Consider the following 19,398-nt stretch of genomic DNA (forward strand, 5'->3'; position numbering starts at 1 on the left):
CCGCCGTCGGATGGACGAACCGGATGATTACTCCACGGTCACGGACTTGGCCAGGTTGCGCGGCTGGTCCACGTCGTAGCCCTTGGCCCCGGCGAGTTCGCACGCGAAGATCTGCAGCGGCACCGTGGCCAGCAACGGCTGCAGCAGCGTGGGCGCCTCGGGGACGTAGAAGACGTGGTTGGCGAACTCGCGCACAGCGTCGTCGCCCTCCTCAGCGATCACGATGGTCTCGGCACCACGAGCGCGGATCTCCTGGATGTTGGAGACCACCTTGGCGTGCAGCGAGTCCCGGCCATTGGGCGAGGGGACGATCACGAACACGGGCTGGCCCTGGTCGATCAGCGCGATCGGCCCGTGCTTTAGCTCACCGGCGGCGAAGCCCTCCGCGTGGATGTACGCGATCTCCTTGAGCTTCAGGGCGCCCTCCATGGCCACGGGGAAGCCCACGTGACGACCCAGGAACAGCACGGATCCGGCGTCCTTCATCCCGGTCGCGAGTTCCTTGACCTGCGGCTCCACCTCGTCCAGCACGCGCTGGATCTTGGCGGGCATGGCCTCAAGCTCGGCCAACATGGTGGAGATCTCGTCCTTGAACTTGTTGCCGCGCAACTGGGCCAGGTACAGGCCCAGCAGGTACGCCGCGGTGATCTGGGCGAGGAACGCCTTGGTGGAGGCCACCGCGATCTCGGGACCCGCGTGCGTGTAGAGCACGGCGTCCGCCTCGCGCGGGATTGTGGAACCGTTCGTGTTGCAGATCGCCACGACCTTGGCGCCCTGTTCCTGCGCGTGACGCACGGCCATGAGGGTGTCCATGGTCTCGCCGGACTGGGAGACCGCGACCACCAGGGTCTTCTCGTTCACGATCGGATCGCGGTAGCGGAACTCGTGCGCGAGCTCCACCTCGGTGGGGATCCGGCACCAGTGCTCGATCGCGTAGCGCGCGACCTGCCCGGCGTATGCTGCGGTACCGCATGCGATCACCACGATCTTGTCGATCGAGCGCAGCACGGTCTCGTCGATCTTGATCTCGTCCAGCGTGAGCCGGCCGTTCTCGTCCAGGCGGCCCAGCAGGGTGTCGCCCACGGCGGCGGGCTGGTCGTGGATCTCCTTCTCCATGAAGGACGGGTAGCCGTCCTTCTCCGCGGCGGCGGCGTCCCACTCGATGTCGAAGGGCTTGCCCTCGGCGGCGTTGCCGTGGAAGTCCACGATCGTGTAGTCGTCCGCGGTGATGGTCACGATCTGGTCCTGGCCCATCTCCACGGCCCGCTTGGTGTAGTCGATGAAACCGGAGACGTCCGAGCCCAGGAAGTTCTCGCCGTCGCCCAGCCCGATCACGAGCGGCGAGTTGCGGCGCGCAGCGACCACGCGGTCCGGGTGGTCCGCGTGCACGGCCAGCAGCGTGAACGCGCCCTCGAGGCGGCGACACGTGTCCTGCATGGCCACGGTGAGGTCCTTCTCGTCCGCGCCCTGCGCGTTGTACGTGCGGGCCAGCAGCACCGCGGCGACCTCGGTGTCCGTCTCGGACGTGAAACTCTCGCCCTGGGCGCTGAGTTCGCGCTTGATCTCGCTGAAGTTCTCGATGATCCCGTTGTGGATCATGGCCAGCTTGCCGCCGTCGACCACGTGGGGGTGCGCGTTGACGTCGGAGGGGCCTCCGTGGGTGGCCCAGCGGGTGTGGCCGATCCCGATGTTCGATTCCGGCAGGGGGTGCGCTTCGAGCTCACCGATCAGGTTGCTCAGCTTCCCGGCCTTCTTGCGGTACTCCACCGCACCGTCGGCGATCACTGCGACGCCCGCGGAATCGTACCCGCGGTATTCCAGTCGACGAAGCCCCTCGAGGATCACCTCGAGCGCACCGTGCTGTCGCCCGTCAGCACGGTTCGAGCCCACATATCCCACAATTCCACACATGAAAAATACTGTACCGGAAACGCTACGCGCCCTAATGCCTTGCGGGAGGGGGCCCGGGCCTACACTGGTCCGAGCATGAGCACACAGCCCATAACCCACCGCGTCTCCCCTTTCGTGGAGTTGGATCGTCAGACCTGGTCCAGGCTTTCGCACGAGATCGACGTCCCGCTCACCGCGCAGGAGATCGAGAACCTGCGCGGTCTCGGTGACCGGTTGGACGTGGACGAGGTCCGCGAGGTCTATCTGCCCCTTTCGCGGTTGCTCACGCTGTACGACATGTCCTCCACGCAGCTCAATGCCGCCACCAACTCGTTCCTGGGCGAGCATCACGCGCGCACCCCGTTCGTGATCGGGATCGCCGGGTCCGTGGCGGCGGGTAAGTCCACCACGGCCCGCTTGCTGCGCGAGATGCTGGCCCGCTGGCCGTCCACCCCGAACGTGCAGCTCGTGACCACAGACGGTTTCCTCTACCCCAACGCCGAACTACGACGGCGTGGACTCATGGACCGCAAAGGCTTCCCCGAGTCCTACGACCGGCGCGGGCTGCTGCGCTTCGTCTCCGAGATCAAGTCCGGCGCACCCGAGGTGCGTGCCCCCAAGTACTCCCACGTCACCTACGACATCCTCCCGGACGAGGAAGTGGTAGTGACCCGCCCCGACGTCGTGATCGTGGAAGGCCTGAACGTGCTCGCGCCCGCGAAGCTGGAGAGCGGCAAACGCACCGCGCTCGCGCTGAGCGATTTCTTCGACTTCAGCATCTATGTGGACGCCCGCACCCAGGACATCGAACGCTGGTACGTGGAGCGCTTCCAGGCCCTGCGCTCCTCCGCGTTCTCGGACCCCGAGTCCTACTTCCACCGCTACGCGGACCTCACGGACGAGCAGGCACAGGACGTGGCCACGGACATCTGGCGGCGGATCAACGAACCTAACCTGGAGCAGAACGTGCGCCCCACACGCGGCCGCGCCCGGCTGATCCTCTCCAAAGACCACGATCACAAGATCCGCAGGGTGCTGCTGCGAAAGAACTGATATTTTCAGGCCCGTTTTCACTGTACGATGAGCGCCATGCTCAGTGGTTTCAAAGAATTCATCATGAAGGGAAACGTGATGGATCTGGCCGTTGCCGTGATCATCGGCGCCGCCTTCTCCAAGATCGTCAATGCTCTCGTCGAGAACGTCCTCATGCCCGCCATCTCGGGACTCGTCGGTTCGCCCAACTTCGACAATTTCGCCGCCGTCACGTTCAACGGCAACCAGGTCAAGTTCGGTGTGCTGCTGACCGCGATCGTGAACTTCCTGCTCATCGCCGCCGCCGTGTACTTCTGCATCGTGCTGCCCATGAACAAGATGATCGAACGCCGCAACCGCCGGCTGGGCATCGAGCCCACCGAGGAGCCGGCCGATCCCAACACCGTGCTGCTCACCGAGATCCGCGACGCGCTCACCGGGCACAACGCCGACGCGCTGCGCACGGACGGCACGCAGACCGGCCTCTCGGGACAGCCCGGTACCACCGGAGGAACGATCCGCTGACCCCCACCACCCCTTCGACGTCAGGAAACGGCGAGGCCCCGCACCACTTCCGGTGCGGGGCCTCGCCGTTGGTCCGTTCGGTGACGCTACAGGCTGAGGTGCTGTTCCACCACGGACACGAGCTCTTCCGCCTCGAGCTGGGCGATGTCCTGCGAAGCCGCCTCCACCATGACCCGTACCACGGGTTCGGTGCCGGAGGGGCGTAACAGCACCCGGCCCTCGCTGCCGAGCCGCTCCTCCGTGCGGGCGACGGCGTCGAGCACCGGTTCGCTCGTTTTGGCCGCCGCCTTGTCCACGCCCTTGACGTTGATCATCACCTGGGGCATGCGCGTCATGGACTTGGCGAGCTCTTGCAACGGCATGCCCGTCTGAGCCACCCGTGAGGCGAGCATCAGACCCGTGAGCAGACCGTCACCGGTGGTCGCGTAATCCGCCATGATCACGTGCCCCGACTGTTCGCCACCCAGGTTGTAGCCGTTGGCCACCATGGATTCCAGGACGTAGCGGTCCCCCACGGAGGCGCGCACGAGCTGGATCCCGGCCTCGTCCAGTGCCAGTTGCAGACCCAGGTTGCTCATGACCGTGGCCACGAGCGTGTTCTGGTTGAGCCTGCCCGCGTCCTTCATGGCCATGGCAAGGATGCACATGATCTGGTCGCCGTCCACCTCCGTGCCGGTGTGGTCCACGGCCAGGCAGCGATCTGCGTCGCCGTCGTGTGCGATGCCCAGATCCGCGCCCAGCTCACGCACGGCCTGCTTGAGCGGACCCAGGTGGGTGGAGCCCACGCCGTCGTTGATGTTCAGCCCGTCCGGTTCCGCACCGATCACGTGCACCTTGGCACCGGCACCGCGGAACGCGTCCGGTGAGGCGCCGGACGCCGCGCCGTTCGCGCAGTCGAGCACGATCGACAGCCCGTCCAAACGGTGCGGGATGGCACCGACCAGGTGCAGGATGTAGCGGTCCTCGGCGTCCGACAAGCGGGTCACGCGGCCCACTCCCGCACCCGTGGGGCGGCGGAAATCCTTGGCCTCGTAGACCTCCTGGATAGTGTCCTCGATCGCGTCCGGCAGTTTCTTGCCCCCGTGCGCCAGGAACTTAATGCCGTTGTCCGGCGCGGGGTTGTGGGACGCGGAGATCATCACGCCGAAATCGGCGTCGATGTCCCCCACCAGGTAGGCGGCTGCCGGCGTGGGCAGCATCCCGGCGTCGTAGACGTCCACGCCGGAGCTCGCGAGACCCGCGATCACGGCCGCGCCGAGGAACTCCCCGCTCGCGCGCCCGTCCCGTGCCACGACGGCGGTGGGTCGCTTCCCGGCCTCCGCGTGGCCGTGGCCCAGGACGATCGCCGCCGCCTGGGACAGTTCCATGGCAAGTTCTGCTGTGAGGAGGCCGTTCGCGAGACCGCGAACGCCGTCCGTTCCAAAGATTCTAGACATCGAGAGTCATCTTACGACCAACGCCCGCGCAAACCCTGCGCATTCGACTCAGCCCTTCCCAGGCCGGACCACCGGGAAACCGTCCGGGTTCTCGTTGCTGTCCTCCGTGAGATCCGCCGCCCCACCCACGATTTTGGTGTCCGGCGTGCCCACCACGGAGTGGTCCTTGTTGGGGTAGTCGAACTGCGTGAGGACGTAGCGCATGGCCTCGAGCCGCGCGCGTTTCTTGTCATTGGACTTGATCACGGTCCACGGGGCGTCCCCCGTGTCCGTGTAGAAGAACATGGCCTCCTTGGCCTCCGTGTAGTCGTCCCACTTGTCCAGGGATGCCACGTCCGTGGGCGAGAGCTTCCACTGCCGCACCGGGTCCGTCCGGCGGGACTGGAACCGCGCGAGCTGCTCCGCGCGCGTCACGGAGAACCAGAACTTGATCAGGTGCGTGTCCGAGTTCACGAGCATCCGTTCGAACTCCGGCGCCTGACGCATGAACTCGTAGTACTGCTGGGACGTGCAGTAGCCCATGACCCGTTCCACACCCGCCCGGTTGTACCACGAGCGGTCCATCAGCACGATCTCCCCACCGGACGGCAGGTGCTTGACGTAGCGCTGGAAGTACCATTGCGTCTGCTCGATGTCCGTGGGCTTCTCGAGCGCCACGACCCGCGCACCACGGGGGTTCAGGTGCTCCGTGAACCGCTTGATCGCCCCGCCCTTGCCCGCGGCGTCCCGGCCCTCGAAGATGATGAGCAGCTTCTGGCCGGTCTCCTTGATCCACAACTGCAGCTTGAGCAGTTCGATCTGCAGGGCCCGCTTGGTGCGCTCGTAGTCCTTGCGAGGCAGCTTCTCGTCGTACGGGTAGCCCAGTTTCCACGCGGTGGACGGTTCCGCCCCGCTCGCGTCGCTGAGTTTCTTCCCGAGCTCCGCGATCTCGTCGAGTTCGGCCGCGTAGTCCTCCACCACGGAGACCCGGTGCTGTTCCTTCTTGAGGGCCTCGTCCACCGCCACCCGCTGCTCTGTGCGCTGTTCCGTCTCGGCCTGCTGCTCCTCGACGACGGCGTTCCCCGACTTCTGCTCCGACTGCTTGCTCATACGGGCCCTCTCTCGACGGTACGGCGGGAGCGACCTCGCTCCACACCTTCATGTTACGTCCGTCACCGCGGCAGGTGGCCGCATGGCAACGCCCGGGCAACGAAACAGGGTCCCGTTCCCCGGCCGAAACCGAGGAACGGGACCCTGCACGAAAACGCCCGGCCGAGGCTTGGGCTGCCTCGTTTTAGCGCTTGGAGTACTGGGGAGCCTTGCGGGCCTTCTTGAGGCCTGCCTTCTTGCGCTCGATGACGCGGGCGTCACGAGTCAGGAAGCCGGCCTTCTTGAGGGCGGGGCGGTTGTGCTCGGCGTCGATCTCGTTGAGCGCGCGGGCCACGCCGAGGCGCAGCGCACCGGCCTGGCCGGAGGGGCCGCCGCCGCTGATGCGGGCGATGACGTCGTACGCGCCCTGCAGTTCGAGCAGGCGGAAGGGGTCGTTGACCTCCTGCTGGTGCAGCTTGTTGGGGAAGTACTCCTCGAGGCTGCGACCGTTGACGGTCCACTGCCCGGAACCGGGGACCACGCGCACGCGGGCGATGGCCTGCTTGCGGCGGCCCACGGCCTGGCCGGAGACGGTCAGGGCGGGGCGGTCGGACAGTGCGGCACCAGCGACGGGCTCGGTGGACTCGGAGGTGTAGCTGGTCAGCTCCACGTCCTCGGTGATCTGCTCTTCAGTGTTCTGAGCCACGATTCTCCTTATGTGTTATTCGTTGGCCCGAATTACTGGGCGACCTGGGTGAATTCGTAGGGCTTGGGCTGCTGAGCCTGGTGCGGGTGCTCCGCACCGGCGTAGACCTTCAGCTTGGACAGTTGCTGAGCGGCCAGCTTGTTCTTGGGCAGCATGCCCTTGACGGCCTTCTCCACGGCGCGCGTGGGGTTCTTCTCGAGCAACTCGGCGTAGCTGGTGGACTTGAGCCCACCCGGGTAGCCGGAGTGACGGTAGGCGCGCTTCTTCTCGAGCTTGGCACCCGTGAGGGCGACCTTTTCCGCGTTGATGATGATGACGAAATCGCCGGTGTCCACGTGGGGAGCGAAGGTCGGCTTGTGCTTCCCGCGCAGCAGTGTTGCGGTCTGGCTGGCAAGACGACCCAGGACGACGTCGGTGGCGTCGATGACGTGCCACTGACGCTGGACGTCACCGGGCTTCGGAGTGTACGTACGCACGTTGATCTGCCTTCGTTTGTCTGCTGATGACACGAATGCTCGTGTCCGATGGTTCCGCTGTGCTTCGGGGCCCGGGTGAGATCCGGGCGGCATCCGTGCGTCCACAACCCGGTGCACCGCACGGCCCTGCGCTCTGCAACATGAGCGACCGATGCGGGTACACGTGAACCGGGGCAGAACACGCACAACAGCATTCCATATTACCGGATCACCGCCCGCCCCGCCAGTCGTGGGGCGCTATTCGTCGTGTTGGGCGGGGCGCCGAGCGCGCGTGAGCCGGGCGCGTTCGGCGAGCTGGGACTGGTCGGGATAGCGCACGGCATCAAGGACGAGACCGTGCGCGGGTGCCATGAGGACGTTCGCGTCCCGGACCCGGGCGCGCAGCCGCTGACCCGGCCACGCGGCGTCGTACCGCCCCTCCCCCACGCGGACCACCGCGCCCACAATGCAGCGCACCATGTGGTGGCAGAAGGCATCCGCCTGCAGGGCGATTATGATCATGCCGCTCTCGTCGCGGTGCACGCCCGCGCGCTGCAGGTCGCGGATCGTGGTGGCGCCCTCGCGGGGTTTGCAGAAGCTCAGGAAGTCGTGCAGCCCCAGCAGTTCGCGCACGGCCCGGTCCATCGCGGGCACGTCGAGGTGCCAGGGGACCCACCACGAGAACGTGCGCGTCAGGGGGTCGTGGCCGGTCACGGCGTCCGCCACGCGGTACGTGTAGCCGCGGGAGAGCGCGGAGAACCGGGCGTCGAAGCCCTCGGGGGCCACGGCGACGTCGCGCACCACGATCGCACCCACGGCGGGGTCCCAGCCGTGGGCCGCACGGTCCTTACCCAGGACCCGGTTGAGGGCGCCGTTGAGCTTGCGCGTGAGCCCCGCGGCGGCGGCATCGCGGGCCGCGACGTCCTGCACGTCGGCGGGACCGCCTGCGCTGAGATCGCCGGTGTCGGCATCACTTGCCAGGGGCCCGCGGGGACGCGAGCACGCGAACCGGGCCCACAACGGCGCGGGAACGTCCACGTGGACGGTCTGCCGACGCGCATGCACACCCGTGTCCGTGCGCCCGGCCACGACCGTGGCGCACGGCGCGCGGAAGATCAGCTCGAGCGCGTCCTCGAGCGCGCCCTGCACGCTCGGCAGCCCGGGTTGCCGGGCCCAGCCCTTGAACGGGGCGCCGTCGTAGCCCAGTTCCACCCGCAGTCTGAGGGTCTCCCCCGTCATCTGTGCGTTCCTCCCGAGGACGACGACGCCGCCGCAGGAACCTGCGGCGGCGTCGTGACGGTCGTGCTACTCAGAAGTCCCGATCACTCGGAGATCTTCTGGGCGGCGGCACCGCCGGCGGGCTGGAAGCCGGCTGCCTCGGCATTGGCCGGGGAGTCGAACCAGATCTCGGCGGTCGTGCCGGAGTACCAGCGCGAACCGGGCACGTGGTACTTCATGGAGTTGCGGTTGCCCTTGACGGTGAAGCCCTCGGGGGCCTCGCCGGACTCGAGCGGCGCATGGGAACCGGCGAACTCGGCGTCCTGGTTCTCCTCGGCGACCTCGGCGGCCTCCTCGGAGCCAATGGCCGGAGCCTGCTCTTCGGCGGGGATCTCGTTCTTCTTGACGTCCTCGGCGGTAGAACCGGCGGGGGTGTCCACGGGAGCGGCGGGCTCGGCGGCGGCCTTGGTCGTGGCGCGCTCGGCCTCGGCCACGGTCTCCCGCTTGGCCACGGGCTCCATGACGAGCTCGATCACGGCCATGGGGGCGTTGTCGCCCTTGCGGTTGCCGATCTTGGTGATGCGGGTGTACCCGCCGTCGCGGCCTTCCATGGCGGGCGCGATGCTGGTGAACAGCTCGTGCACCACGGACTTGTCGGTCAGCTGACGCATGACGCGACGGCGGGCCGCGAGGTCACCGCGCTTGGCGAACGTGATCAGGCGCTCGGCCACGGGACGCAGGCGCTTGGCCTTGGTCACGGTGGTGGTGATGCGCTTGTGCTCGAACAGCTGCTGCGACAGGTTCGAGAGGATCATGCGCTGGTGGGTCGGCCCGGCGCCGAGACGGGGTCCCTTGGTAGGGGTAGGCATAGTAGGTCTCCTGATGATCGGGCCCGTGCGGTCCGCTCAGCGGCCGCGGGGCACGGAAAGTGGTGTGGGCGTCAGTCGAGATCGACGTCGAACGGGTTGTTGTTCTCGTCCTCGTCCTCGAGCGACGCCGCGTGGGCGGCGAGGTCGTAACCCGGAGGGGAATCCTTCAGGGCCAGACCGAGCTCACCGAGCTTCTCCTTGACTTCATCGATGGACTTGGCACCGAAGTTGCGGATGTCCATGAGGTCCGCTTCGGAGCGGCCCACGAGTTCACCCACGCTGTGGATGCCCTCGCGCTTGAGGCAGTTGTACGAACGCACGGACAGCTCGAGGTCCTCGATGGGCAGCGCCATGTCCGCGGCAGCCGCGGCGTCCGTGGGCGAAGGCCCGATCTCGATGCCCTCGGCAGCCGAGTTCAGCTCGCGCGCCAGGCCGAACAGCTCGACCAGCGTGGTGCCCGCCGAAGCCACCGCGTCACGCGGGGAGATGGCTTCCTTGGTCTCGACGTCCAGGATGAGCTTGTCGAAGTCGGTGCGCTGTTCCACACGGGTGGCCTCCACGCGGAAGGTCACCTTCAGGACGGGGGAGTAGATGGAATCCACGGGGATCCGACCGACTTCCGCGTCACCCGACTTGTTCTGCGACGCCGATACGTAACCGCGCCCGCGCTCGATGGTCAGCTCGATCTCGAGCTGGCCCTTGGAGTTCAAGGTCGCGATATGCAGATCGGGGTTGTGGACCTCGACACCGGCCGGGGCGGAGATGTCCGCCGCGGTGACCTCGCCCGGACCCTGCTTGCGCAGCCACGCGGTGACGGGCTCGTCCTCCTCGGAGGACAGGGAGAGTTTCTTGATGTTGAGGATGAGCTCGGTGACGTCCTCTTTGACACCCTCCACGGTGGAGAACTCGTGCAGCACACCGTCGATGCGGATGCTGGTCACGGAGGCCCCGGGGATGGAGGACAGGAGCGTACGGCGCAGGGAGTTACCGAGGGTGTAACCGAAACCCGGTTCCAGCGGTTCGATCACGAACCGGGAACGGTTCTCGGCCACAGCCTCTTCCGTGAGGGTGGGGCGCTGTGCGATGAGCACTGATGTTTCCTTTCAGCGTGCCTCCGCCATATGACGCACGCAGGTGGTGGAAAACAAAATGGGTGGGTGCCGCGGTGAGCAGGCGTGAAACACCGCGTCGAAGCGTGGTCACCCGCACCCAGGGGGCACGGGCGACCACGCGGGACGTGTCAGACGCGGCGGCGCTTGGGGGGCCGGCAGCCGTTGTGCGCGGACGGGGTGACGTCCTGGATGGACCCGACCTCCAACCCGGTGGCCTGCAGTGCGCGGATCGCGGTCTCGCGGCCCGAACCGGGGCCCTTGACGAACACGTCCACCTTGCGCATGCCGTGCTCCTGCGCGCCCTTGGCAGCGGCCTCGGCGGCCTGCTGCGCGGCGAACGGGGTGGACTTCCGCGAACCCTTGAAGCCCATGCCGCCGGCCGAGGCCCACGACAGGACCGCACCCGAGGGGTCGGTGATGGAAACGATGGTGTTGTTGAACGTGGACTTGATGTGGGCCTGGCCCTGCGTCACGTTCTTGTTAACCTTGCGACGCGGCTTGCGAGCAGCCGTCGCGCGAGTCTTCTGAGCCATGAATTCTCCTACAAAGATCTTCGACGTAGATCAGCCACCGGCGGCGGTGGCGACCACGATTACTTCTTCTTGCCGGCGACCGTGCGCTTGGGACCCTTGCGGGTGCGAGCGTTGGTCTTCGTGCGCTGGCCGTGGACCGGGAGGCCACGGCGGTGACGCAGTCCCTGGTAGCTGCCGATCTCGACCTTGCGGCGGATGTCGGCGGCAACCTCGCGGCGCAGATCGCCTTCGACCTTGTAGTTGCCTTCGATGTAGTCGCGCAGCTCCACGAGCTGGGCGTCGGTGAGATCCTTGACGCGCACGTCGCCCGAGATGCCGGTGGCATCCAGGGTTGCGAGAGCGCGCGTGCGTCCCACGCCGTAGATGTAGGTCAGCGCGATTTCCAGCCGCTTTTCGCGGGGGAGGTCGACGCCTGCGAGACGAGCCATATCGGCGGTTCTCCTTGTACTGTCCGGAGGTCTTGAACACTGCGTCCCGGATGTTTCGTCACATCCGGTCTCCGGCCTCCGTGCCGGGGGTTGCCGCACCCGTGGGTGCCGGCTGCAGTGCCCGTTCTGTCAATCCACTTGCGTGGGGGCGTTCCCGTCAGCCCTGGCGCTGCTTGTGCCGGGGGTTCTCGCAGATCACCATGACCCGCCCGTTACGGCGAATCACCTTGCACTTGTCGCAGATCTGCTTGACGCTCGGTTGGACCTTCATCGCATTCCTTCGCGTACTAGTAATGGCGTGTGCACCGGAGACACCGCGCCCGGGCCGGGGGTACCGGCCGTGCACGGTGGTTCTGGGTCTTACTTGTAGCGGTAGACGATCCGGCCTCGGGAAAGGTCATAGGGGCTGAGCTCCACCACGACGCGGTCCTCAGGGAGGATCCGGATGTAGTGCTGGCGCATCTTGCCAGAGATGTGGGCGAGCACCTTGTGACCGTTGGTCAGCTCAACACGGAACGACGCATTGGGCAGTGCCTCGACCACAGTGCCTTCGATCTCGATGACTCCGTCTTTCTTGGCCATATCCTCCGCTAACTTCTCGAGGGGTCCGGTTGTCCTACCGGACGGCGGTGCCCGGACCGGTAGTCCCCCCAGACGAACAACCCCGCACTACGATTCGCAGTGGGGGTCATGGGATGGGTGGGCGCGGCTCGGTCTGCGAGCACAAACAACCAACGCACGACACTACGCTGTTTCGCCCGTCTTCGCAAGCTGGAGGGCAGCGCCACGGCGCCGCCGCGCTGCCCCGCCGTCAGCCCCCCGCACCGCCGTCGTGCTCTTCCGTGAGTGTGGTCCCGCTAGTCCGTGAGCCTGGTCCCGTCGGCCGACACCGGGCCGCCCGTTCGCTGGGCCCACCCCTCACGACGCGGGTGACCCCGCGCCGGCTCAGACGTCCGTGGCCAACTGGCCGCACGCGCCGTCGATGTCGGAACCGCGAGTGTCCCGCACCGTGGTGGGGATGCCGTGGGCGCGCAAGCGCTCCACGAAGTTCTGCTCCACGCCACGGCGCGAGGCCGTCCACTTGGAGCCGGGGGTGGGGTTGAGCGGGATGGGGTTCACGTGTACCCACCCGGCACCACGCTTGTTGAGCTTCTCCCCCAGCAGGTCCGCCCGCCAGCCCTGGTCGTTGATGTCACGGATCAGCGCGTACTCGATCGACACGCGCCGGCCGGTGGCGTCGTAGTAGTCGCGCGCGGCGTCGAGCGCCTCGTCCACCTTCCAGCGGGTGTTGATGGGGATCAGTTCGTCGCGCAGTTCGTCGTCCGGGGCGTGCAGGGACAGCGCCAGCGTGATGGGCAGCTTCTCGAGGGTGAACTTGCGGATCCCGGGAACCAGACCCACGGTGGACATGGTGAGCCCGCGCGCGGAGATCCCGAGTCCTTCCGGGGAGGGGTCGATGATCCGATGTACGGCGCCCATGGTGGCCTTGTAGTTGGCCAGGGCCTCCCCCATGCCCATGAACACGATGTTGGACACCCGCTGGGGCACGTCCTCCGGGTCCCCCACCACGCCGTCGCGCAGCGCCCGCACACCCTGGACCACTTGATCGGCGATCTCGGCAGCGGAGAGGTTGCGTGTGAGGCCGGACTGGCCGGTCGCACAGAACGGGCAGTTCATCCCGCACCCCGCCTGGGACGAAATGCACATGGTCACGCGCTTGTCGTAGCGCATGAGTACCGACTCGACCATAGCGCCGTCGAACAACCGGTGGACGGACTTGACGGTCATCCCCTGGTCCGCGCGCAATTGCCGCACGGTGGTCAACAGCGGCGGCAGGGCCTTGGCCGCGAGCTCGTCCCGCTGGGCGGCGGGCAGATCCGTCATGGCCGCGGGGTCCGCCTCGAAGCGCTCGAAGTAGTGCTTGGACAGCTGCGACGCCCGGAACGCGGGGTAGCCCGCGTCCTGTAGGAACTGCTTGCGCCCGGCCATGTCGAAGTCCGCGAGGTGCAGCGGGGGCTTGCCGCGCCGCGCGGGCTTGAACACGAGCTGGCCGGTCTTGGGTTTCGGGGTGATCTCAACGGGTTGTGCCGTCATGGGAATCCTCTCCCTGTTCTCGGGGTGGTTCTGTGGTGTCAGGGGTCGGGTGGACGTTGCGGGACGAGCTGTGACGATCGGACCTGCGGCGGCAGGCCGTCAGGCGGCGGGGATCGGGACCGGGCGGACCCCCAAGGGTTCGAGTTCGGAGCGGCCACCGTCCTCCGCGGTGAGCACCCACACGCCCTGGCTGTGGCGGCACACGGTGTGCTCCCACTGGCTCGCGCGCGAGCCGTCGGTGGTCACGACCGTCCATTCGTCCTCGAGCACGCGGGTCTCGATCCCGCCGCGCACGAGCATCGGTTCGATGGCCAGCGCCATGCCCGTGACGAGTTTGGGCCCGCGATTGCTGACCGCGTAGTTGGGGACGTCCGGGGCCATGTGCATCTCGGTGCCGATGCCGTGGCCCACGTAGTCCTCGAGGATCCCGAGACGCCCGCCCACGGTGTCCCGCACGTGGTCCTCGACCGCGCGGCCGATGTCCCCCACGTGGGTACCGGTGGCCATCGCGGCGATGCCGCGCCACATGGCCGCACGCGTGACGTCCGACAGTTCCTGGTCGGCGGGGTCGTGGGTGGTCCCCACGAGCACGGTGCGCGCGGAGTCCCCGTGCCAACCGGCCACGATCGCACCGCCGTCGATCGATACGATGTCACCGTCCGCCAAGACGCGCTGCCCGGGGATTCCGTGCACGACCTCGTCGTTGACGGAGGTGCACACCGTGGCCGGGTAGCCGTAGTAGCCCAGGAAGTTGGACTGCGCGTCGTACTCGTCCAGGACCTCGCGGAATGCACGGTCGAGGTCCGCGGTGGTGGCCCCGGGGACGGCGGCCGCGACCGCGGCGTCGAGCGCGAGTGACGTGACCACGCCCGCCCGGGACATGGCCGCCAACTCGGCGTCCGACTTCAATTGGATCTTGCGGCGTCCGAACACGGTGCTCGGGACCTCCCCTGATGGTTGATGTTCGTCTGACGGGCGAGCCCCCAGACCGACTCTTCGCGCCGGTCTGGGGGCTCGTGATGGTTCTGGTGTTCGACGGCGCGCCCCCGGCCGCGGCCGAGCGGCGCCGTTCGTGTGGATTGCGGCTCAGGCGGGCAATGCCGCCAGGATGCGCTCGGTGACCTCGTCGATGCCGCCGAGTCCGTCCACGCGCGTGACGATGCCCCGGTCCTCGTACAGCTCCACGACCGGTGCGGTCTGCTCGTCGTAGACGTCCAGACGGTGCCGGATGACGTCCTCGGTGTCGTCCGTGCGGCCCTGGTCCTGGGCGCGGCCCAACAACCGGGAGACGAGTTCCTCGTTGTCCGCGGTAAGCAGCAGCACCACGTCCAGGGAGACCCCGTTGGCCTCGAGGATCCGGTCCAGTTCACGGACCTGGGCCACGGTGCGCGGGTACCCGTCCAGCAGGAAGCCGTCGCGGACGTCGTCGTGCGACAACCGGTCACGCACCATGTTGTTGGTCACGGAATCCGGGACCAGGTTCCCGGCGTCCGTGTAGCGCTGGGCTTCCTTGCCGAGTTCGGTCTGTTCCTTGATGTTGGCGCGAAAGATGTCACCGGTCGAGATGGCGGGAACGCCTAGTCGCTCGCAGATCCGCGCGGCCTGGGTGCCCTTGCCCGCGCCCGGCGGTCCAATGATCAACATGCGGGTCATGTTCTCTCCTTGCGTCAACGTCAGGTTCTCCCCCACTCTACCGGGCGGTGGACCAGCCTGCCGTGGCCGTGCACGGGCTCAGGTGCGCAGCAGACCCTCGTAGTGGCGCTGTTGCAACTGGGCGTCGATCTGCTTGACGGTGTCCAGACCCACGCCCACCATGATCAGCAGCGACGGGCCGCCGAAGGGGAAGTTCTGGTTCGCGTCGAAGAGCACGAGCGCCACGAGCGGGATCATGGACACGATGCCCAGGTACAGCGCACCGGGCAGCGTAATCCGGGAGAGCACGTAGCGCAGGTAGTTCTCGGTGGGACGGCCCGCGCGGATCCCCGGGATGAAGCCGCCGTAGCGCTTCATGTTGTCGGAGACCTCTTCGGGGTTGAACGTGATGGACACGTAGAAGTACGTGAAGGCCACGATCAGCAGGAAGTAGACCGTCATATAGATCGGGTGGTCACCGCGAGCCAGGTACGTGTTGACCCAGTTGACCCACCCCGGAACGGGGCTGCCGTCGTCGGGCATCGCGAACTGCGCGATCATCGTGGGCAGCATGAGCATGGAGGACGCGAAGATGATGGGGATCACGCCGGCCATGTTGACCTTGAGCGGGATGTAGGTGCTGGTCCCGCCGATGGTGCGGCGGCCCACCATGCGCTTGGCGTACTGCACCGGGATCCGGCGCTGCGACTGCTCCACGAACACCACGCATGTGATGACCACCAGTCCCACGGCACACACGCCCAGGAACAGGCCCCAACCGCGGGTGCGCAGGATGTCACCGAGCGCGGACGGGAACGTGGCCGCAATGGAGGTGAAGATCAGCAGGGACATGCCGTTACCCACGCCGCGGTCCGTGATGCGCTCACCGAGCCACATGATCACGGTGGTGCCCGCGGTCATCGTGAGGATCATGATCACGAGCACCAAGAGGGAGTCGTCCGGAATGACGGGCAGGGGGCAGTTGCCGAGCAGGTTGCCCGAACGCGCCAGGGAGATCACGGTGGTCGCGTTCAACGCGGCCAGCCCGATCGTGAGGTAGCGGGTGTACTGCGTGAGCTTGGTCTGCCCCTGCGCACCCTCCTCGTGCAGTTCCTGGAACCGCGGGATCACCACGCGCAGCAACTGCACGATGATGCTCGCGGTGATGTAGGGCATCACGCCCAGCGCGAAGATGGACAGCTGCAACAGGGCCCCACCGCTGAACAGGTTGACCAGGTCGTACGCGCCACCCGTGGTGTTGCCCAGGGCGAGACACTGCTGCACGTTGCCGTAGTCCACACCCGGTGCGGGGATGAACGTCCCCAACCGGTAGATCACAATGATCCCCAGTGTGAACAGCAGCTTGTTGCGCAGCTCCGGCGTGGTAAACGCCCGTGCGAAAGCACTGAGCACAGGTCCTCCTCCAAAAACGTGGTGGCCCGGTGGGTTCCGACCCCGGGCAAGTCTAGCGAAGGATCCGCCGCGACCCCGGCGGTCGGTCTTGCGACATCCTGGTAAAGCGATTCGGGCGACGCGGTCCGGGCGTCGTCGTGGGGGTAACGCAACGGGCCCCGCGCCGGCAATCCGGCGCGGGGCCCGTTCCAGTTCAGGGATTCACCCTACAACCGAACACTGGGATCGGTTCATGCGTTCTGCGTGGACCCACCAGCCGCGGCGATCTTCTCCGACGCGGACGCGGAGAACTTGTCCGCGGTGATGTTCAGTGCCACGGAGATCTCCCCGCTACCGAGCACCTTCACGGGCTGGTTCTTGCGCACCGCACCCTTGGCGACCAGGTCCGCGACGGTGACCGTGCCACCCTCGGGGAACAGCTCGCCCAGGCGGTCCAAGTTCACGACCTGGTACTCCACGCGGAACGGGTTCTTGAACCCGCGCAGCTTGGGCAGGCGCATGTGCAGCGGCAGCTGACCGCCCGCGAAACCGGCCTTGACCTGGTAACGCGCCTTGGTGCCCTTGGTACCACGGCCCGCGGTCTTACCCTTCGAGGCCTCGCCACGGCCAAGACGCGTCTTGGCCTGGTGCGAGCCGGGGGCGGGACGCAGGTGGTGGACCTTCAGAGCGTGGCGCTTGCTCTCGGTGTTTTCAGCCATGCTCAGGCCTCCTCAACCTCTACGAGATGCGACACCGTGTTGATCATGCCCACGGTGGCGGCATCGGCCTTGCGCTCCACGACCTGGCCCGGACGCTTGAGACCGAGCGAACGCAGCGTGTCGCGCATGTTCTGCTTCTGACCGACCACGGAGCGGACCTGCTTCACGCGCAGGGACGCGCCGGTGGCCTGAATGCGCTTTCCGTTCATCAGGCACCTGCCTTCTGGATGTCACGCAGCAACGGCGCGGGAACGACCTCGTCCATGGGCAGGCCACGGCGGGCCGCCACGGAGGCGGGCTCCTCGAGCTCACGCAGCGCCTGGATGGTCGCGTGCACGATGTTGATCTGGTTGGACGAGCCCAGGGACTTGGACAGCACGTCGTGGATACCGGCGCACTCGAGCACCGCACGCACCGGACCACCGGCGATCACACCGGTACCCGGGGTCGCCGGGCGCAGCATGACGACGCCAGCCGCGGCCTCACCCTGCACACGGTGCGGGATGGTGCGGTTCTCCACGCGGGGGACCCGGAAGAAGTTCTTCTTGGCCTCCTCCACGCCCTTGGAGATCGCGGCGGGAACTTCCTTGGCCTTGCCGTAGCCCACGCCGACCATGCCGTTGCCGTCACCGACGACCACGAGAGCGGTGAAGCTGAAGCGACGACCACCCTTGACGACCTTGGACACACGGTTGATGGTCACGACGCGCTCGAGGAACTTGTCCTTGTCGTCGTCGCGCCCGCCGCGGCCCCCACGACCACCACGGTCGTTGCGGCCACCGCGCTCGTTGCGACCGCCACGGTCGTTACGACCGCCGCGGCCACCGCGGTTCTCGTCGGTCCCCTGGCGCTCCGAGGTGTTCGCCTCGGTCGTCGTGTTGGAACCGTTGGTGGCTTCGCTCACCTGAGTTTCCTTCTCGTTCTTCTGCTCGCTCACAGCGCCAGACCTCCTTCACGGGCACCCTCGGCCACCGCGGCCACGCGGCCGTGGTACTTGTTGCCGCCGCGGTCGAACACGACGGTCTCGATCCCCGCAGCCTTGGCACGCTCGGCGATCAGCTCACCGATGCGCTTGGCCTTGGCGGTCTTGTCGTCGGACGACGCACGCAGATCGCTTTCCATGGTGGACGCCGAGACCAGGGTGAAACCCTTGTCGTCGTCGATCACCTGGGCGACCATGTGGCGGGTGGAACGCGTGACCACCAGACGGGGGCGCAGCGCGGTTCCGGCGATGTGCTTGCGCACGCGGCGGTGACGCCGTGCCCGCTGAGCAGCCTTCGACTTTCCCTTGATTACGAGAGCCATGATTACTTACCAGCCTTTCCGGCCTTGCGGCGGATCTGCTCGCCGGCGTAGCGCACGCCCTTGCCCTTGTAGGGATCGGGCAGACGCAGGGAGCGGATCTTCGCGGCGACCTGGCCAACCTGCTGCTTGTCGATACCGGAAACGGTGACCTTGTTGGCGCCCTCGACGGACAGCGTGATGCCGTCCGGAGCGTTGAAGGGCACCGGGTGGCTGTAACCCAGAGCGAACTCCAGGTTGGCACCCCTGGCCTGGACACGGTAACCCGTGCCCACGATCTCCAGCTGCTTGGCGTAGCCCTGCGAGACACCCTGGATCATGTTGGAGATCAGGGTGCGCGTGAGGCCGTGCAAGGAACGGGATTCGCGCTCGTCGTTGGGGCGGGACACCTGCACGGTGCCGTCCTCGACGACCACGGTGATGGGCGCGGGCACGGTGTGGGTCAGTTCGCCCTTGGGGCCCTTGACCTGCACCACGGAACCGTCCACGGAGACCTCCACACCGGCGGGCACAGAGATCGGGAGACGTCCAATACGTGACATGTCTTCTTCCTTTCTTCTTCTGTGCTACCGGTTACCAGACGTACGCGAGGACTTCCCCGCCCACGCCCTTCTTGCCGGCCTGCTTGTCGGTCAGCAGTCCGGAGGACGTGGAGAGGATCGCGATGCCGAGGCCGCCGAACACGCGGGGCAGCTCGGTGGACTTCGCGTACACGCGCAGGCCCGGCTTGGAGATGCGGCGGACACCGGCGATCGAGCGCTCACGGTTGGAACCGAACTTCAGCGACAGGGTCAGGGTCTTGCCCACCCGGGCGGGTTCTTCGGACCAGTCGGCGATGTAGCCCTCGGCCTTGAGGATGTCCGCGATCCGAGCCTTGAGCTTGGAGTACGGCATGCTCACGGTGTCGTGGTAGGCCGAGTTCGCGTTGCGCAGCCGCGTCAGCATGTCTGCGACGGGATCTGTCATTGTCATGTGGGCTTCAGCCCT

Annotated in this window: 24 protein-coding genes; 2 read left to right on the top strand and 22 right to left on the bottom strand. The window is 67.0% G+C overall.

All coding sequences use genetic code 11. From position 1 onward, the window contains the following. Positions 1-27: 27 nt before the first annotated feature. Entirely contained in the window at positions 28-1,911 is a 1,884-nt protein-coding gene (glmS, locus tag J1M36_RS06775) for a glutamine--fructose-6-phosphate transaminase (isomerizing) (RefSeq protein WP_098054372.1), read from the bottom strand. 75 nt (positions 1,912-1,986) lie between these two features. On the opposite strand from glmS, the gene coaA reads away from it, so the two are divergent. After that, positions 1,987-2,943 carry a type I pantothenate kinase gene (coaA, locus tag J1M36_RS06780; RefSeq protein ID WP_084117926.1) on the top strand — a complete coding sequence of 319 codons (957 nt, stop codon included), beginning with the start codon at positions 1,987-1,989 and terminating at the stop codon, positions 2,941-2,943. Between the two features lie 36 nt (positions 2,944-2,979). Then, a complete protein-coding gene (gene mscL, locus J1M36_RS06785; protein WP_064847343.1) occupies positions 2,980-3,447 on the top strand; it encodes a large conductance mechanosensitive channel protein MscL in 468 nt (155 codons plus the stop codon). 86 nt (positions 3,448-3,533) lie between these two features. Here the strand turns inward: mscL and glmM are convergent, their stop codons facing one another. The 21 genes from glmM to rpsH all read right to left on the bottom strand — a co-directional run bounded on the left by glmM (position 3,534) and on the right by rpsH (position 19,383). Next, complete coding sequence (gene glmM, locus J1M36_RS06790; protein ID WP_206478964.1) at positions 3,534-4,883, bottom strand: phosphoglucosamine mutase; 1,350 nt, start codon at positions 4,881-4,883, stop codon at positions 3,534-3,536. Positions 4,884-4,931: 48 nt separating this feature from the next. Beyond that, positions 4,932-5,972: a polyphosphate kinase 2 gene (gene ppk2 / locus J1M36_RS06795; protein WP_064847345.1), complete on the bottom strand. Its 1,041-nt coding sequence runs from the start codon at positions 5,970-5,972 to the stop codon at positions 4,932-4,934. A 184-nt stretch (positions 5,973-6,156) separates the two neighbouring features. Further along, positions 6,157-6,657: a 30S ribosomal protein S9 gene (gene rpsI / locus J1M36_RS06800; RefSeq protein ID WP_098054376.1), complete on the bottom strand. Its 501-nt coding sequence runs from the start codon at positions 6,655-6,657 to the stop codon at positions 6,157-6,159. Positions 6,658-6,689: 32 nt separating this feature from the next. Next, positions 6,690-7,133: a 50S ribosomal protein L13 gene (gene rplM, locus J1M36_RS06805; RefSeq protein ID WP_035959569.1), complete on the bottom strand. Its 444-nt coding sequence runs from the start codon at positions 7,131-7,133 to the stop codon at positions 6,690-6,692. 237 nt (positions 7,134-7,370) lie between these two features. After that, a complete protein-coding gene (locus tag J1M36_RS06810; RefSeq protein ID WP_064847347.1) occupies positions 7,371-8,351 on the bottom strand; it encodes a tRNA pseudouridine(38-40) synthase TruA in 981 nt (326 codons plus the stop codon). A gap of 83 nt (positions 8,352-8,434) precedes the next feature. Then, complete coding sequence (rplQ, locus tag J1M36_RS06815) at positions 8,435-9,199, bottom strand: 50S ribosomal protein L17 (protein WP_064847277.1); 765 nt, start codon at positions 9,197-9,199, stop codon at positions 8,435-8,437. Positions 9,200-9,270: 71 nt separating this feature from the next. Then, a complete protein-coding gene (locus tag J1M36_RS06820) occupies positions 9,271-10,290 on the bottom strand; it encodes a DNA-directed RNA polymerase subunit alpha (RefSeq protein WP_064847278.1) in 1,020 nt (339 codons plus the stop codon). A gap of 149 nt (positions 10,291-10,439) precedes the next feature. Next, on the bottom strand, positions 10,440-10,844 hold the full coding sequence (gene rpsK / locus J1M36_RS06825) for a 30S ribosomal protein S11 (protein WP_012397714.1): 405 nt from the start codon (positions 10,842-10,844) through the stop codon (positions 10,440-10,442). Between the two features lie 59 nt (positions 10,845-10,903). After that, positions 10,904-11,272, bottom strand: coding sequence for a 30S ribosomal protein S13 (gene rpsM / locus J1M36_RS06830; RefSeq protein ID WP_035959599.1), 369 nt, complete (start codon positions 11,270-11,272; stop codon positions 10,904-10,906). A gap of 157 nt (positions 11,273-11,429) precedes the next feature. Further along, positions 11,430-11,543 (bottom strand): 50S ribosomal protein L36, encoded by a 114-nt coding sequence (gene rpmJ / locus J1M36_RS06835; protein WP_012397712.1) that lies wholly within the window; start codon positions 11,541-11,543, stop codon positions 11,430-11,432. An 89-nt stretch (positions 11,544-11,632) separates the two neighbouring features. Continuing rightward, positions 11,633-11,854 carry a translation initiation factor IF-1 gene (gene infA / locus J1M36_RS06840; protein ID WP_012397711.1) on the bottom strand — a complete coding sequence of 74 codons (222 nt, stop codon included), beginning with the start codon at positions 11,852-11,854 and terminating at the stop codon, positions 11,633-11,635. 363 nt (positions 11,855-12,217) lie between these two features. Further along, the gene (gene rlmN / locus J1M36_RS06845) at positions 12,218-13,366 is read right to left on the bottom strand and encodes a 23S rRNA (adenine(2503)-C(2))-methyltransferase RlmN (protein ID WP_064847279.1); all 1,149 of its coding nucleotides are present in this window, start codon (positions 13,364-13,366) and stop codon (positions 12,218-12,220) included. A 99-nt stretch (positions 13,367-13,465) separates the two neighbouring features. Next, entirely contained in the window at positions 13,466-14,299 is an 834-nt protein-coding gene (map, locus tag J1M36_RS06850; protein WP_082943453.1) for a type I methionyl aminopeptidase, read from the bottom strand. A gap of 153 nt (positions 14,300-14,452) precedes the next feature. Further along, positions 14,453-15,019 carry an adenylate kinase gene (locus tag J1M36_RS06855; RefSeq protein ID WP_064847280.1) on the bottom strand — a complete coding sequence of 189 codons (567 nt, stop codon included), beginning with the start codon at positions 15,017-15,019 and terminating at the stop codon, positions 14,453-14,455. Between the two features lie 78 nt (positions 15,020-15,097). Beyond that, on the bottom strand, positions 15,098-16,411 hold the full coding sequence (gene secY, locus J1M36_RS06860) for a preprotein translocase subunit SecY (RefSeq protein WP_064847281.1): 1,314 nt from the start codon (positions 16,409-16,411) through the stop codon (positions 15,098-15,100). Between the two features lie 230 nt (positions 16,412-16,641). Next, positions 16,642-17,109, bottom strand: coding sequence for a 50S ribosomal protein L15 (gene rplO, locus J1M36_RS06865; protein WP_064845207.1), 468 nt, complete (start codon positions 17,107-17,109; stop codon positions 16,642-16,644). Between the two features lie 2 nt (positions 17,110-17,111). Further along, a complete protein-coding gene (rpmD, locus tag J1M36_RS06870) occupies positions 17,112-17,318 on the bottom strand; it encodes a 50S ribosomal protein L30 (protein WP_035959642.1) in 207 nt (68 codons plus the stop codon). Continuing rightward, positions 17,318-18,046 (bottom strand): 30S ribosomal protein S5, encoded by a 729-nt coding sequence (rpsE, locus tag J1M36_RS06875; RefSeq protein ID WP_064845208.1) that lies wholly within the window; start codon positions 18,044-18,046, stop codon positions 17,318-17,320. The genes rpmD and rpsE overlap by 1 nt, the downstream gene beginning before the upstream one ends. Continuing rightward, the gene (rplR, locus tag J1M36_RS06880; protein WP_035959658.1) at positions 18,043-18,414 is read right to left on the bottom strand and encodes a 50S ribosomal protein L18; all 372 of its coding nucleotides are present in this window, start codon (positions 18,412-18,414) and stop codon (positions 18,043-18,045) included. The genes rpsE and rplR overlap by 4 nt, the downstream gene beginning before the upstream one ends. Positions 18,415-18,416: 2 nt before the next feature. Continuing rightward, entirely contained in the window at positions 18,417-18,953 is a 537-nt protein-coding gene (gene rplF / locus J1M36_RS06885) for a 50S ribosomal protein L6 (protein WP_064845209.1), read from the bottom strand. Between the two features lie 31 nt (positions 18,954-18,984). Next, positions 18,985-19,383 carry a 30S ribosomal protein S8 gene (rpsH, locus tag J1M36_RS06890; protein ID WP_035959672.1) on the bottom strand — a complete coding sequence of 133 codons (399 nt, stop codon included), beginning with the start codon at positions 19,381-19,383 and terminating at the stop codon, positions 18,985-18,987. Between the last annotated feature and the right edge of the window lie 15 nt (positions 19,384-19,398).

It is taken from the genome of Kocuria sp. KRD140 (assembly GCF_017168375.1).
Lineage (GTDB): Bacteria > Actinomycetota > Actinomycetes > Actinomycetales > Micrococcaceae > Kocuria > Kocuria marina.